Here is a 15,967-nt window from a genome sequence, read left to right as displayed (position 1 = left end):
ACAGTGCGGACAACGTGCTCACGGGTCTTGCCGGCAACGATACGCTGTCCGGCGGGCTTGGTAACGACACGCTCTATGGTAATGACGGCAACGACACGCTGAGCGGCGGACAGGGCGACGACACGCTCAATGGCGGCGACGGCAACGACACGTTGAACGGCGGCAACGGCACCAACACCGCGGTCGGTGGGCTCGGTGACGATTTCTACGTTGTCACTTCCGCCACTGACACGGTGGTCGAGGCTGCAGGCGAAGGCACGGACCGCGTCTGGTCGACCGCTACGTACACGCTGTCCGACAATGTCGAGCAGCTGATCCTGGGCGGATCGAGCGCGATCGACGGGACCGGCAATGACGGCGACAACGTGATGTACGGCAACAGTGCGGACAACGTGCTCACGGGTCTTGCCGGCAACGATACGCTGTCCGGCGGGCTTGGTAACGACACGCTCTATGGTAATGACGGCAACGACACGCTGATCGGCGGCGAAGGCGATGACACGCTTATGGGCGGGCTGGGCGTGAACCGGTTGAGCGGTGGCCTGGGGCAGGATTCCTTCGTGTTCGGTTCAGCCCCGGCTGCGGGTAACGTGGACGTGATCACGGATTTCAATCATGATGAGCACGACGCGTTTCAGTTCAGCGAGTCCGGCTTTGCCGACTTTACCCATCTGGGCGAGCTAACAAGCGAGGAGTTTTACGCTTCGGCCGGTGCCATGGCCGCTCATGATGCCTCCGACCGGGTGGTGTACGACACGACCTCTGGCAAGCTGTATTACGATGCCGATGGCGCGGGCGGCCTTGATGCAATCCAGATCGGCACGGTCGGAGCCATCATACACCCCGTTCTTATCTATAGCGACTTCACGATCATTTCTTGACAAGTAAACCGACATGGAACTTGCTGCAGAATACGTCTCCGCGCTCAGTTGAATGGTCATGGAGAGCCCCTCACGTCTCGGAAGGTCTGGATGCCCCACGCATCCAGCCATCCCGCTGGGCCGGAGATGGAGTCTGACACCCGCGTCGATCTTAATCTGGCCAAGACCATGTCAGGCTCATACTATCGGTTCGGCGGAAACTTATACCAACCTGCATTGATCATGAACCATGGGCCCATTTGCGGCTGCCGATGGTCATGATTTGCCAAGGCTGATCGATGAGCTTGTTCCAGGCTTCGCAGCAGTGGTCGAATAACCGTCCGGCGAGCCGCGCTTGCTGCTGCCGTCCGGTGTGTCAGGACGTCCTATAGGTCGTGCAATAGGGCGCGCTTAGGACAGCCATGACGCAGGTAACGGTGCTGACGGGGGTGCGACGCCGCCGGGATTGGACAGATCAGGCACATGGGTACGGATCAATGAGACTCGGTATCACAGGCCCACCCAAACACCGATCAGAGCAGGACCTTTCCGGCTGGTCCGATCACCCATTCCCGGATCCACCAAGCGGGCGAAAACCCGGATCAATGCGGAGCAAAACGGGATCAGACAGTACGCGACTTGTCGCAGCGTCAAACCTTCTCGAAATGTTGCTCTTTCGGGCGAAAATCGGCCCCTGCCTTTTAGGCAAGCTGGGGCCATAGCCCGCCAATCCGGCATCGTACGTAGAGCGTTGCCGGAGCGGACCCGGCGCAGGCCGCGCCGGATCCGTTCTCAGGCACTGGCGATCAGGCGACCCGCCGCGCGGCCTCGCCTTCGAGCGACTGGTCGACCGCCGCCGCGACCATCTGCGCCGTGACCGCGCTGAGGGTCCAGCCGAGATGGCCGTGGCCGGTATTGTAGAACACCCGCGCGCGCCGCCCGGGGCCTACGCGCGGCATCATGTCGGGCAGCATGGGCCTGAGGCCGGCCCAGGGCAGCACCTCACCGACGCCCACGCCCGGAAAGAGCTGGCGCACCCAGCTGACCAACGGCGCGATGCGGTCCGCGCGGATGTCGCGGTTCTCGCCGTTGAACTCGGCGGTGCCCGCCACACGAAAGCGGTCCTTGCCGAGCCGCGAGGTGACGATCTTGGCATCCTCGTCAAGCAGGCTGACCCACGGCGCGGCGGCCTGGCTCGCTTCGTCGCGCATCATCACAGTGATCGAGTAACCCTTGACCGGGTAGACGTTGACCCGGTCGCCGATCATGGCGGCAAGGCGGCGGCTGCCAACCCCGGCGCAGATCACCAGCCCGTCGAAATGGCCCACATCCTCGATCCGCGTGTCGGTCAGGCTCGCCGTGCGAATAGTGACCCCGCGCTCATGCACGGCAATCGCCTGCACCGCGCGATCGAGCTGCAGCACCGCGCCCTTGCGTTCGCAAGCGGCGGCGAGGCCGCGGGTGAACTTGCAGATGTCGCCGGTCGCATCGGACGGGGTGAAGTAGCCGCCGCAGTAGTCGCCGGTTAGCGTGGGGTCGATACGCCGCATATCCTCGGCGCTGACTTCGAAGCGATCGAGCCCGCCCGCCCGCACGAGATCGTTGGTGCGGCCTGCTGCGGCAAAGCTTGCCGCATTGCGATAGATATGAAGTATGCCGCGCCGCTCGCAGTCAAAATCGATGCCCTCCAGCGCGGCAAGATCGAAGAGGTACTTGCGCGCCTCGATTGCGAGCCGCACGGTTTCCATGGTGTTCACATCATGGCGCGGGATCGCGCCGAGAAATTCGGCGATCCAGGAAAACTTGTGCCAGCCCGGCCGCGGGTTGAACAACAGCGGCGCATCGCGCCGTGCCATCCAGCGCAAACCCTTGAACACGGTGGCGACCGAGTTCCACACTTCGGCATTGCTGGCGGAAAGCTGGCCACCATTGGCGAACGAGGTTTCCATGGCCGGCAGCGGCTGGCGGTCGATGATGGTGACGTGGTGGCCGCGCTCCAGAAGCGCGTGGGCCGTGGTGATGCCGGTGATACCGGCGCCGATAACTGCGAAATGCGACATGAGCTGTGCTCCGTGACAGGTGAAATGCGTCTCAGCCGACCCGGTAAGGGCCGACGCGGCGTTCATTTCCCCATCTCTGTCGCTTGTGCCTGAGAGCTTGACCGCTTCGGTATCACCCGCTTGCCGCGCGTGACCCTACAATACGGCTTTCTCCGTCGGCGGATGACCGCGCCGTGGCCTAAGCCCGCCGCGCCATCACTCTCCAGAGTGTCAAGACCACACGGTTCCTGGTGCCTGAGAGTTTCCTGGGGGGTTGCTCCGTCGGCGCCGGATCAGCGATCCGGACTCTCCCATGCGGTCGTCAAGACAAGGGCTGCAGAGTTCTCCTTCGTGTTGGGCCGCAGGCGGCCGGGGAGCGGTCTGGTGCGCAAGGCCATGACCCTGAGTCATGATCGCATCGCACAACGGCATTGTGCACCAGCGAAGGCGAGTCGTCTATCGTGAAATCACGTTATTCACCGGCTTGACAGGCGAGGCGCCGCCACCGGTTTCGCTGCGTCGCCCACGACAACGAACGCCGCCCAGTAAAAAGGGTGCGAGGTCTGCACATCGTCCATCAGGCGGCCTTCCGCCTCGGCCAGTGCATCGCCGACCGATTGCCCCGACTTGCCTGCGATGAGACCGCCGATCAGGCGCCGCGTCGCGTCAAAATCGTCGGGCACAGGCCAGTGGCTGGCGACCACCGCGCGTGCACCTGCGCCGGTGAAGGCGCGCACAAGTCCGTCGAGAGCGTAGTTGCCGCCCGTGGTCACCCCCGCCTCGCGGCTTGCGGCGATCGTCGCCATCCCGGCGGTGTCGCAGGCCGAAAGGATCACGAGATCGGCATCGAGCTTGAGATCGAAGATTTCGCGGAAACTGAGCAGTCCGTCCGATCCCTTTGCCCCGAAGCTGGTCACCAGGGCCGGACGCGCGGGGCAATCCTTGCGCGGGGCGGACACAAGGCCGTGGGTGGCGAAATGCAGCACGCGGTACTGATCAAGCGTCTGGTCGGCGAGCAGGGCGATATCGGAAAAGCTCGTCCCCGTGCGCACCACGCTCGTGCCGCCGATGGTCCTCGCAGCAAAGAGCAGTTCGTCGAGCTTGACCGGGCGCTGCCACACCGCCAGCGGCCAGTCGCAGCTGTCGGCCACTGCGGCGAGCGGCTTTTGCGACGGCACGGCATTGTTGCCAAGGCCAAGGTAGGGCCGCGCAGCCTGCGACGGCGAAAGCTTTCGTATATCAAGGAAAGCGCGCGGACTGACTGCGATCGAGATCGCCCGCCCCCGGCCAAGCCAGGCAATCCCGGTGAAATCGAAAGCATCGGCATCGATGTCGACCGTTCGCGCCTTGTAGGCCGCGATCCCGGCATCATCGGTAACCAGTACCGCAGGGGGCAGCTGCAACATGGCCGCATCGGGTTCGAACACGAGATGGCGCACGGCGGGCATGTCCGCCGCCACCGGCCCGAACAGTGCCTTGTAAAGCTTGCGCGAGCGGTCGAGATCGAATGGGCGGTTGACCGCCTTGCCGTTTTCGATCGTGACGATGCTGTTGCGGATAGCCTGGACTTCACGCGTCAGCTGGCTCCGTGAGAGCGGCACCGGGAAAAGGCGGGCCGACGCAGTGTCCGCATAAAGGCCGTAGAGGTCGGAGCCGACCGCGACGAGCTTGTAGTAAGCTTCACCCGGTGCAAGTGCGGCCTGCATGTCGGCCAAGCGAACGCGGCGGGGTGCAAGCGCGGTGTAGCGCGGGAAGGCCGCCAGCTTGGCAAGGATTTCGGTCTGTTCGCGGCGCAGCCCTGCAAGCGTTTCCTGCTGGGCCGCAAGCTCGGCCAGCTCGGCGGGGCCTTGGCCGGTGAGCGCGCCAAGGCGGGCAGCCTCGCCTTCGGCCCGGGCGATATCGCGGCTGCGCGCAAGGGAAAGGCGGAACAGAGCGGCAGCGCCATCGTTGCCTTCGGCCAGCTGGCGCGCAAGGATCGCCTGGGTTTGGGCGACACCGGGCCGCTCCAGCACTTGCGCAGCGGCAAAGGCCGCGCCCGCCAGCGCCGCCGGATTATCGGCTGATTGGGCAAGGAGTGCGAAATAGGGCGCAAGCAGATCGCGTAATGTAGTTCCGCTGTCGGGCACTGCAGCGCTCTCCTCGACCACGGCGGCGAAGAGCTGGCGCGCTGCGGCCGTGTCACCTGCCGGAAGCAGGAATGCAGCCTTGCGTGCCTTGGCTGAAAGCACAGCGGGAGACGATGGATAGGCTGCCTCGAGTGCGGCGATGGCTCGGTCGAAGCCGGCCTCGGCTTCGCTGCGCTGTCCAGCAGCGCCTGCGATCCGGGCCAGTTCGATGTCGATTTCAGCCGAAAGCCAGACGATCGAGGCGATCTGCCCTTGCCGCACCGCGCCGAGCCGCATGCGCGCCCGGCGAAAGCCCGTCGCAGCTTCCTCGATGCGGCCCGCCATGCGTGCGGCCGTAGCAGTGATAGCATCAGCCTGCGCGTCGAGGATTTCCGCCTTCTCCGCCGGGGTCAGCGCCGGATCGGCCGTACCCATACGCCGGGTTGCGGCATTCTGGCTGTTGATCGCCTCGGCCAAAGGCAGATTGATCTCGCCGGCGGCAAGCCGGCGGCTATCGAACACCGCGTTCACCGGATCGACCGGCCGCGCCAGTTCGGCGTCGGCGCCTTCGGGGCGTTGCTGGTTGAGCTGATCGAGCGCGCGGTAGTTGCGCAGCAAGCGCTGGGCCAGACCGTCACCGGTCAGCGCGGCGCGCTCGCTTTCGCCGAACAGACGCGCGGCGGCATCGAAATTGCCGAGGTTGGACTGCTGCAACCCTTCGTTCGCGAGCGCCTCGGCCAGCTCGCTCTGGTCTCCGCCGCTGACCCGCTGCTTTTCGGCAAGCACTTCGAAGAAGGCCGCGGATTCGGCAAAGCTGCTGCCGTTGTTGCGCAGATACCCCTCGCCGCGCACGCCGCGCGGATCGAGCAGACCAGCCTGGAGGCGGGCGAAGGCCGCAGCGTCGGTAACCTCGGTCGTGGCGACGCGGATCTCGCCCGGCACCGGCCGGTCAAGCACCACGCTGGCGAGCGCGAGGCGCAGCGCCGCATCGTAGGCCGCCAGCCCCTCGACATAGTAGCTCGTGCCATCACGGGTTACGCCGTAGCGGCGGTAGTCGAGCCCGCTGGCGGGATCGCGGCAGATGAGCCCGCTCACCTCGCCCAGCGCCGGGATCATCGCGCGGCCGACAGCACCGCAGACCCGGCCCGGCCCGGCAGAAGCAGGCGCACCGGTATCCGGCGCCGTTTCCACCGCAAGCGCGCGGCGCACCGCAACCAGTGTGCCCACCGGCCCGGCCGCATCACGGCAGGAGAGTGTATAGGCCCGGTCAAACATGGCTTCGAGACGCGGATCGCGCGGCGCGGCCTGCGCGCTGCACACAACCCCGGCCGAGCCGAGCCGGAAGCTGCTGCGCACCGAGACCGGCACCGGACGCGCGGCCAGCACGGCAGGCGCCAGCGCCGCGCCGATTACACCAAACACAGCCAGCAAGGTCAGAGCGCGCCTCATGGCCGGGCTCCCTGCGCAGTGCCGCTGTTACCCGACATCAAGGCCGGGTTGCCGCTGCCCGCTATCGGCTCGTCGCTTTGCCCGGTGAGGGCATCGGGCTGAACCGGCAGGATTACCTGCGGCGGTACGATTGCGCCGCGGCTCTTCGGCGAGGGATTGTCCGGATCATCCGGGTCGCCACCAAGCTCCGGTTCGTCTTTCTTGTCGAACAGATCGGGCAAGCCGGGGTCGGACTGCCCCTTGACCAGTCGCAAGCCGCAAGTCGCCGCGCTGAGCAGGCAGCCATTGAGGCGACTGTCCGCTGCAAAACCGGAGAGATCGACCCCGCTGGCCTTGAAGAGCCGCCAGGCTTCCGCCCCGCCAACCACGCCGGTCGCCGTGCGGAAGGTGCCGTTGATGATGACGGTGATCGGATCAGCCCCGCCCAGCGCGACCTTGAAGCCTTCCAAGGGCTCCTCGAACCCGAGCGGATCGATGCCGGCACCGGTGCGCTGGATGTAGAATGTCCGCCCCACGGTGAGATCGAGCGCGCCAGCCTGGAGCACAGGGCCATTGCCGCCCGCACTCACCGTGTCGAGCGCGGGCTCGACCCCGACAAAGAACGGATCGGAGGCAAGGCTGGTCAGCAGCGCGGAAGCGGCAAGATGGATATCGCGCGCGTTGATCCGCACCGTGCCGGAAAGTCCTCCGCCCTTGCCCAGCACAGCGATGCTGCCGGTATCGGACGCAAGCTGGAACTGCCCTGCATCGAATACCAGCGCATTACCGGCACGGAAGCCGTTTGCCTTGAGCGCGCCGGTCACGCGGATCGTGCCGCTTGCCGCGCCTGCAGGGGAGGCGCCGGCGGCAAAGCGCATGGTGCCCGCCGGATCGTCGATCGTGCTGCCCGCGTCGGGCCCTGTCACGTCGAGCTTCCCGATCAGGATATCCACGGCCCCCGCACCGTCGCGGCCGAACACGCTTACCGAACCGCTGTTGATGCGGCTCCATTCTGCATTGTCGAGCGAGAAGGCCGTGCCGGAGACAATAGTGCCATCAAGCCCGTCGCCGATGCGCAGCCCATCGGCATTGCGCGAAACCAGCGTGATCGTGCCGGTGACCCCCGCATTGAGACCTGAACCCGCAGGCATGACAAGGTCGTTGGCGCGCAGCTCGATGGAGGGCGAACGCCATATGCCGCCGAGCGTGGCCGTGCCCCCGGTATCCACCAGGATGCTGCGCGCGGCATCAATGCCAAGGAGTCCTGCATCACCCGCAGCCGCTGCCGTAAACGCGCCGGCCGTGACCGGTCCGGTTACGGTCACACTACCGCCGACCGCCGCAAGCGGCTGGGCGAATACCGCGTCGAAATTGAAGGCGCCGATCGCCCCGCCGGCAAGGGCCAGCGTGTTGCTCGCGGCCAGAATGCGCCCGGCGGCAGGCGAGGTGAGACTGCCTGTGCGCACGCTGCCGCCCGCCAGCAGAACGATATCACGCCCGCGCACGGCGCCCGCCGTCAGATCGCCTGATGCGATCAATGCGCTATCGGTTGCCGCTGTCACCGCGCCGGCTGTCAGCGAGCCACCGTCCGCACGCAGCTCCACTGTGCCGGTGGCGCCGCTGGCCGCGCCAACCCGCGCATTGCCGGCAGCCCGAACCTGCACAGTGGTGGCGCTGGCAAGATCGCCGAGCGTGATCGCGCCATCGCCGCGAACCTTGATCGCGCCCGCCGCAGTGATCGCACCGCCGGTGATCGCGCCCGCGGTGCCGATGGCAACCTCGCCCGTGGCCGTATCGATGGTGCCGAAATCGAGCGTGCCGGTCGCACCCAGATTGGCCGATGTAGCCCGGACATTGCCCAGTGCCACGTTTCTTCCGCCCGTCTGGACCTTGCCCGCCGCAGTCAGGTCGCCGGTCTGCAAGGCGCCTCCCGCAAGGAGCGCCAAATCACCGCCGGCATTGACGTTCCCCGTGATGACCGCCCCGCCACTGCTGGTAACCGTGACCGCCCCGGGCGCGGCAATCGCGCCTGTCGTGATAGTGTCTGTCGCTCCGAGATCGACCGCCCCGGTGGTGGCGGTAACCTTGCCCGCACCAAGTGTCGTCCCCGCGGTCACGCCCACGGTCGCCCCGTTGAGATCGCCGGTCTCGATCGCTCCGTCGCTCGTTGCGGTAAGCGCGCCCGCCGCCGTGAGAGCCCCGGTCCTCGCCGACGTCTTGGCACTCACGCGGACAAGGCCAGCATCGGCACCGACAGTCTGCGCAATAAGCGCGCCGGTCACGTCGAGGGTAACATCACCGGCCGTCGAAGTCACCGCGCCGGACAGCGTGGTGTTGCCGGCCGCGACCAGCGCGATCCCGTCGCGACCCGCCAGCGCACCCGCTTGCAGTGCACCGCCAGACTGGACGGTCAGCGTGCCGCCCTTGGCCTCCAGCGAACCGGCAGACAGCGTCGCGCCGCTGACAAGGCGCAGTTCACCCGCGCCGGCAGTCGCATTGCCGAGCGTCAGCGTTGTGCCGGTGGAGACCCGGAGCCCAACACCCCCCGCAAGTCCAGCCGCATCGAGCTTGCCAAGCCCTGCGCTGCCCCCGGCCGAGACGAGCAGCCGTCCGCCCACAGCGGCAAGATCGCCCGTCACAAGATTGCCGGTTGCCGAAACGACGACATCGCCTGTCGTGCTGGTGGCCGAGGTCAGGCTCAGCGCGCCGCCAGAAGTTGCCGTGATCCCGCTGGCGGCGGAAAGCTTGCCTGCCGTAGCAGCGCCTTTGGCATCGAGCGCGACCGTGGCGGACACCGAAGTCACGTCGCCCGCCGTAACCGCCCCGCCGCTGCTGGTTAGCGAGGCTGCTGCGCCTGCCGTCACCGCACCTGTCGAAAGATCGTTAGCGGCCGTGAGCGTCACAGCGCCGCCGCCCGATTGCGCCGTGCCGGTCAGCACCGCACCGAGGCCGGTGACCGTAACGCCGTTGGTGCCGGCGAGATTGCCTGTCGTCAGCACGCCGCCGCTCGACAAGGTCAGCACATCGCCGGCGCTTGCCGAGACGACATCCATCGCGCCCTTGGCGTCCGCCGTAATCGCGCCGCCGACCGAAGTCAGCGCAGCGGTCTTCACGGTGCCGGCGGTGCTGGCAAGCGTCACAGCGCCCGCAGCCGTGACCGAGCCGGTCGTCAGATTGTTCACAGCCGTAAGCAGCGCAGTCCCGGTAGCCGATTGCACCGTGCCGGTCGTCACGCCCGCCAGCCCGGTCACCGCGACCCCGGTCCCGCCGGTCAGGTTCCCGGCCGTAACCGTGCCGCCGCCGCTGAGCGACACCGTGCCGCCTGCGGTGAGTGCGCCCACCCCCAGCGTGCCGCCTGCCGAAAGATCGATCCCGCCAGTCGCGGTGATCGCCTGCATGGTCAGGCTTGCGGTGGTGACCGCGCGCACGGATGCGGCACTGCTCGCCGCCAGCACCGAGAAGTCGCCCCCGCCCGCGATCGGCGGGGCCGCAAAGACCGCGCCGATATCGTAGGCGCCGAACGGATTGCCGCCGGTCTCGAGCATGCCGAAGTCGGCCAGCATTACGCGACCGGTGGCCGAGAATGCGCCGATCGTCTGCGGCCCGGTCGCCAGCACGAGAAGCTCGCGTCCAGTCAGCACGCCCGTGGTGATGCCGAGCGGCGAGAACAGCTTGATATCGCGCGCTGCCGAAAGATTGCCCAGCGCAATGCCGCCTCTGCCGAGCACGGTCATGTCATACGTCGCGCCGGGGGCCGCCGAGGGGCTCACCAGCCCGGCCGAAACCGCGCCGCCGACAATCGCGCCGTTGGACGTCAGCACGGCGGCATCGCCTGCCTGGACATCCCCGCCGAGCGTTAGACTTGCATTGCCATCAAGTCTTGCCGTCTGGCCCGCGGTGACGCCGCCGGCCGCAAGCGCCGCTCCGGACGTCAGCGTTGCCGCATCCTTCGCGGAAACAGCGCCCACGGTGACATTGCCCGGGGCAAAGACATTCACCGCGCCGCCGGCGGAAAGATCGCCGATCGAGATCGTATTGCCCGCCGTAACCGCAATGTCAGCCGTCGCGGTGAGGTTGTCGAGGCGCACGAGGCCTGCCGCGTTCAGCGTCAACACAGCTCCGCTGTCGACCGAGAGATAGCCGAAGAGGCTGCCGCCTGTGGTCAGCGTGACCGATCCCGAGCCGAACAGAGTGCCCGACGGGCCTGCCGGTGCGGCGCCGGGTATCCAGTCCGCCGCCGAAACCACAGCATTGGCGCTACGCAGGTTCGCGCCATCGAATGTCACGCTCAGACCGCCCGGGGTCACGAAGCTGAAATCGCCGGTCAGCGTGGTGTCCCCACCCGCAAGTGCGATGATCGAGGGCAGCGAACCCGGCGCCTCCACACCCACGGCGAGGAAATCGAGACTCGTGGCAGTGATTGTGCCGCCCGTCAGCAGGAACGTCAGCGGCTGGCCGAGCACGGTGGCTGTTCCAGCAACGGCGCCTTTGCCCCCGGTGGCGGCTGCGCTGAAGGACAGCGTGGTGGCAGCAAGGGTTCCGCCATCAATCGTGAGAGCGGCGCCACGCGGATCGGGGAGCCCGCCCGGATTGCCGACCGTCGCCCCGCCGCCTGCGCCGAGACCGCCGCCCCCGTCCCCGCCGCGCGCATTTGCCTCGATCAGCGCGCCTGCAGTGAAAGTAGCGGCTCCCCCTTGCGCGAGCAAAGTCGACCCGCCGCCTATTGCGTTGCCGCCTGCGCCCGCCACGCCCGCCACAGTGCCGGCGCCGGCCACACCGCCGGTGCCGCCAGTGCCGTTCGCCAGCACGCTGGTTCCATCAAAACTTGCCGAGCCGGTCGGCGCTGCGCCTGTGGCAAGGCCTGCGACCACCCCGATGCTCGCAGTGCCGCCCTGCCCTGCGCCGCCCGCGCCGCCACTAGCGCCAGGGCCACTCACGATGCCGGCACCTGCGCCGCCTGTGCCACCGGTCCCGTTCGCGTCGAGCACTGTGCCTGCCAGAGTGAGCACACCATTGCCCGCCTCCGCAAGCGCGCGGGCCTGACCGCCGGTGCCTGTACCACCAAGCCCACCGGGGTCGGCCAGCAACGTCGGCGTGCTTCCTGCACCGCCCGTGCCGCGCGCGATGATCGCGGTGGTCCCGAAGGTGACCGTCGCATCACCCTCCAGCGCACTGTAGGCGATCACTTCCGCACTGCCGCCGGTTCCGGCGCCGCCGTTGCCGCCATTGAAGCCCGCGCCGCCGTCGCCATAGGCCGTCACTGCGAGCCCGGCACCGGTCGTCTTGCCATTGCGTGCCGAAACCGAGGCATTGCCGCCCAGCCCAGCGCCGCCGGTGCCACCATTCCCGCCGGTGCCGATCGCAGAGACTGTCGCGGCGCCCGTCGCGGCGATCGAACCGCCCGCGCCGAGCGTGCCTGTATCCCCAGCCGCAAGGCTTGCGATGCCGCCGGAACCCGCCCCGCCGGTCCCGCCTGAGCCGGTTGCGCCAGACACCGCGCTGTCAACCAGCGCTCCGGCACCGCCATCACCATCCGCCAGCACCGAGAGCGCGGACCGCGCCGTCACCACGCCGCCGGACGACCGCACGACCGCCGTGCCGCCGAAGCCTGCGCCGCCGCTCTTTCCGTCAGCCGCAGCCGAGGCCCCGCCCTGACCCGATGCGTCGACATTGACCACATCGTCGATCGTGGCGCTCGTACCTGTTGTCAGGTCTATCCCGGCGCTGCCACCGGTACCGACTCCGCCCTCGACCACACAGGCCGTGCAGCGGTTGCCATCCGCTCCAATGCCGCGCGCGTCGAGCAGCAACCGCCCGCCTACCGTGAGCGATCCGCCACCTGCTCCGCCCTGGACTTGTGCGCTGCCGCCCGTGCCATCGCCGCCGATAAAGCCTGCAGCGCCGACCGCACCGCCCCTGCCGCTGGCATCGAGCGTGACGCTGCCGGTAACCTTGACGGACGCGCCGCCGCTGAAAGAGACTTGCGCCGCACCGCCTGTGCCGGAGCCCGAACGCGTCAGCAGAGAATCCGAAACCGCCTCGCCCGTAGCGGCGCCTGTCAGTTGCAGGTTACCGCCGACTTCGACGACTCCTCCGCTGCCTGCTTCCAACGCCGCTGTTCCGCCCGTGCCCGTGCCGCCTCCGAAGCCGACACGGCTTGCATCGACCGACACTCCGCCCAGCACCGTCATTCGGCCGTCGTTCACGATGATGCGCGCTGGTGTGCTGTCGCTGGCGGTGTTGCCCGAAACCGTGCCGGCATCAAGCGAACGCACGGTGAGGCTGCCCGCGATGTCGAGGGTCGAGCCGACACCGGCCACGCTGATAAAGGCGGCGTCGTTTGTGGCGGCCGCCGGGTCCTGAACCCCGGCAATGCTGACATTCGAGGCGAAGTTCGCCGCGCTGCCGCCCTGGACCACCAGCGATGCCTGACCTGTCGCACGGCCCGTGACTTGCGAGGTCGCGTCGATTGCGCCAACCTCCAGCGTCGTCGGCACGAGCCCGCCGCTGGGCGAGCGGACAGAGCCAATCTCGCCTCCCGTGACGTCATAGCCCGCAGAGAGAACGATTGCGTTGCCGTCGACGTCGGCCGCGCCGGCGACATCGAACCCGAGCTTGCTGCCGCCCTTTATCGCCATGGTAATGGCATCGTTCTTGGGCACCGCGACGACATAGACACGGTGAGCCGAATTGATCGCACCCGCCGGACCGGTGATCGTTCCTTCCTGCGTAACCACTTCACCCGCAGCGCTGGTACCCTGGTCGATCTGGATGTCGAACAGGCCATTGGGACGGAACGTGATGGTCGAGGCATCGGCCGCAACGATGACGACCGAACCGTCGACCGTCATCGTGCCTGCGTTGATCACTTTGGGCGCGACCAGTGCGACATAGGCATTGAGCGGCCCGGCTGTGATTATCGCACCATTCTGAACTTCAACCCGGCTCCCAGCATTAGCCGGCAAGAACTTGAAACTGCCGGCAGAATCGAAGCTTCCAGTTATCGGATCGTAGGCAAGATCGGACGCGGTAAGGGCAAGATTGCCGACGTTGAACACACCTGTCGGAGAAACGAGAATCCCGCCCGGGCTGTAGAAGAACAGCGTGCCACCGCGGCTGACCGCGCCGGTCGCGAGGTCGACGAGCTGCGAGGTGACCGTGCCGTTGAACACGATCGGGCGCGATTGATCCTTGGGAATGATGCGGTTGAGGACCACCAGCGAGGTCGAATCGCGCGTGGTGTAAAGCGCACTGGTGCCGATGGGCTGAAAATTGATCGGGCCTCCGCTACCGGTGTCGGTAGGGGTCCAGTCGATCACTACCCTGGGGGCATCTACGGCGACCGTCGTGGTGCCAGCCCCCGTAATGATGCTCCCCGCCCCGGCAACGATCACGCCTGTCGCGTCGAACGACTGCGCATGCAGCGCCGGGGGCGAGCAGAGGAGCATTGCGGCGATGGCCAACCGCGAGGGATTGGCGCGGGCTCTGCGGCGCATCAACGGCCTCCCCATGGCAAGAGGCGGGTGGTGAGCGAGATCAGCAGGCGAGGCGCGGGCTTGCGCGCGGCAAAGCCTGCCCGGTCAAGCGGCACCGCGCAGCTGGCATCGAGCCGGAACCGGCTACCGATATCGGCGCGCAGGCCGCCGCCCACAGACGTCAACCGCTGCGGCTTGCCAGCACCCCGGTCCCAGGCCCAGGCAGCATCGAAAAAGACGAACGGCTGGATCACCGGCCCGTTGCCGCGCAGCACCGGCAGGCGCGGACCGCGCAATTCGGTGGCCACGCCGATCCCGCTGTCGCCGGTGATCACGCCGGGATCGTAGCCCCGCCCGACGGTGTAGTTTCCAGGGGCAAAGGCCTCGAAGCCCAGCACCTTGCGGAAGGCATACTGCCCGCGCGGCCGGGCAGAGAGCGAGAAACGGCCAAGCGCGCGCTCGTATTCAACCTCACCGCGCACCACCGTGGCTGCAGGCGAGGCATCGAACCGGCTTGTCGGCACCCGGCCCAGACAGGCCGCGCCAAGGCAGGAGGGGGTGGCCCCAAGGCCCGCGATGCCCTGCCGCACCTCGAACGAGCCGCTCAGCCGCCACGCAGGGTCGGCATGGGCAAGATCGATCCGGTCAAAATCAAGCCTTGCCCAGAACACGCGCAGCCGGTCGCGGCTCAGTGGCACGATCAGCGTGGTGGTCTGGTTGAGCAGGTCGAAACCGCCGCCGACCCACAGATTGCCAGCCTGCGAACGCACCAGCGGATAGCGCGCATAGAGGCTGGCAAGCAGCGTGTGCGCATCGAGCACCGCCCCGCCGCCAGTCGGCCCGAGGTCGGGCCGGGTCCAGGCGTAAGTCAGCGAGGCACCGACCAGCAGGCCTTCGCGGCCCGGCCGGAATTCATGGCTTGCCTGAAGGATGCGCTGCTCGCGAAAGTCGGCGGTGCTGTAGTAGGAAAGCGTCGTCGCATCACCCGCGCCGGTCAGCCCGAAGGCCTGCGCCCTCACCTGGCCACCCCAGCGACCGGTCGCCGCGGAAGCTAAGTTCTGGATCGAGATATCGGCAACAAGTGATTGACGCAGAACAGTAACGTCGCCAATCAAATCACCCGGGGTAGTTCCGGCCGGGCGCAAGGTAAGCTGGACATTGTAGCCTGGCAGATCGCGCGCAAGGAGCAGATAGCGCTCGGCCCGGGTGCGGTCGAATATCTCGTCACGCGTCAACTGGCCAAGATAGGCGCGCAGCTTGCGCTCGGCCCCGCGCGTCTCGCCCCGCGCGCGGATCGCGGTGATCCGCGCATAGAGCACCTCAAGGCGCACCGCACCGTTTTCGATACGCTGCACGGGCACCTGGACCGCCGCCAGATAGCCCCTTGCCCGCAGGATGGTAGCGGCCGCATCGCGGATCTCGCACAGCACCGCGATGGGCTGCGGCGAGCCCGCAAAAGGCTTCCACGCGGCCTCCATCTCGGCTGCGGTCGCCCCCTTGAGCCCGTTGAACGTGACCGAAGTGACTGTCGTGGTGATCTTCGCGAACTGAGGATCGGCAAGCGGGCAGCTCGAGCGCTCGATCCCGCCCGAAACCGTCAGCCTCGGGGCCTCGACCGCGGGCGCGCGGGTAATACCGCCCAGTTCATCGCGGCTGGGCCCGGCTATGGTTGGTGTGCTGACTTGCGCTGCGGCGATCGGGGCCAGCACCGGCGCCAGAGCAAAGCCGGCTCCAGCCAAGGCGAGCGCAAGCCAGCTTCGGAGGGCGATACTCGCCCTGCGCCTGCCGGTGCTTGCACCCTCGCTCATTCAGGAAGCCCTCGTCTGCAGTGCTGCGGTCGATGCGGCCATGCAATTCTTGTTACCTTGCGCGTAGCAAGCGCAAAGACCGCGAGTCAAACGGGATTGGATGGAGCACACACCATTGATTTAAAGTCCAAAAATTAAAATCCGCACCACATTGGCACGAAGTTCGCGACGACTCGCACCGATCGCTGAATCGGCTTCCTAAGCCCGGTAAAAGTGATCGGACGCCGCCCGATGGTAACGTCCGATCATGAC

Annotated in this window: 5 protein-coding genes and 1 riboswitch; of the genes, 1 reads left to right on the top strand and 4 read right to left on the bottom strand. The window is 67.2% G+C overall.

Going from position 1 to position 15,967, the window contains the following annotated elements:
• Nucleotides 1-881, top strand: an 881-nt coding sequence (locus WCL10_RS12675) for a calcium-binding protein (RefSeq protein ID WP_336896013.1), incomplete at its 5' end; no start/stop codon positions are given.
• A gap of 785 nt (nucleotides 882-1,666) precedes the next feature.
• Here the strand turns inward: WCL10_RS12675 and WCL10_RS12670 are convergent.
• From WCL10_RS12670 to WCL10_RS12655, 4 genes are all read right to left on the bottom strand, one after another.
• Nucleotides 1,667-2,920, bottom strand: a complete 1,254-nt coding sequence (locus WCL10_RS12670) for a D-amino acid dehydrogenase (protein WP_336896012.1) — start codon at nucleotides 2,918-2,920, stop codon at nucleotides 1,667-1,669.
• Nucleotides 2,921-3,131: 211 nt separating this feature from the next.
• Nucleotides 3,132-3,223, bottom strand: a riboswitch (glycine riboswitch).
• 152 nt (nucleotides 3,224-3,375) lie between these two features.
• Entirely contained in the window at nucleotides 3,376-6,453 is a 3,078-nt protein-coding gene (locus WCL10_RS12665) for a CHAT domain-containing protein (protein ID WP_336896011.1), read from the bottom strand.
• Nucleotides 6,450-13,928 carry a hypothetical protein gene (locus WCL10_RS12660; RefSeq protein ID WP_336896010.1) on the bottom strand — a complete coding sequence of 2,493 codons (7,479 nt, stop codon included), beginning with the start codon at nucleotides 13,926-13,928 and terminating at the stop codon, nucleotides 6,450-6,452. Before WCL10_RS12660 ends, WCL10_RS12665 begins: the two co-directional genes overlap by 4 nt.
• The gene (locus WCL10_RS12655) at nucleotides 13,928-15,646 is read right to left on the bottom strand and encodes a ShlB/FhaC/HecB family hemolysin secretion/activation protein (RefSeq protein ID WP_336896009.1); all 1,719 of its coding nucleotides are present in this window, start codon (nucleotides 15,644-15,646) and stop codon (nucleotides 13,928-13,930) included. Before WCL10_RS12655 ends, WCL10_RS12660 begins: the two co-directional genes overlap by 1 nt.
• Between the last annotated feature and the right edge of the window lie 321 nt (nucleotides 15,647-15,967).

The sequence above is a fragment of the Novosphingobium sp. genome (assembly GCF_037133355.1).
In the GTDB taxonomy this organism is placed as follows: Bacteria; Pseudomonadota; Alphaproteobacteria; order Sphingomonadales; family Sphingomonadaceae; genus Novosphingobium.
This window is presented reverse-complemented; position numbering and strand designations above follow the sequence as displayed.

Excerpts from the sequence above, each read along its gene's own strand:
- WCL10_RS12665 (WP_336896011.1), bottom strand. The coding sequence starts at position 6,453 with ATGAGGCGCGCTCTGACCTTGCTGGCTGTGTTTGGTGTAATCGGCGCG.
- WCL10_RS12670 (WP_336896012.1), bottom strand. The coding sequence starts at position 2,920 with ATGTCGCATTTCGCAGTTATCGGCGCCGGTATCACCGGCATCACCACG.
- WCL10_RS12660 (WP_336896010.1), bottom strand. The coding sequence starts at position 13,928 with ATGCGCCGCAGAGCCCGCGCCAATCCCTCGCGGTTGGCCATCGCCGCA.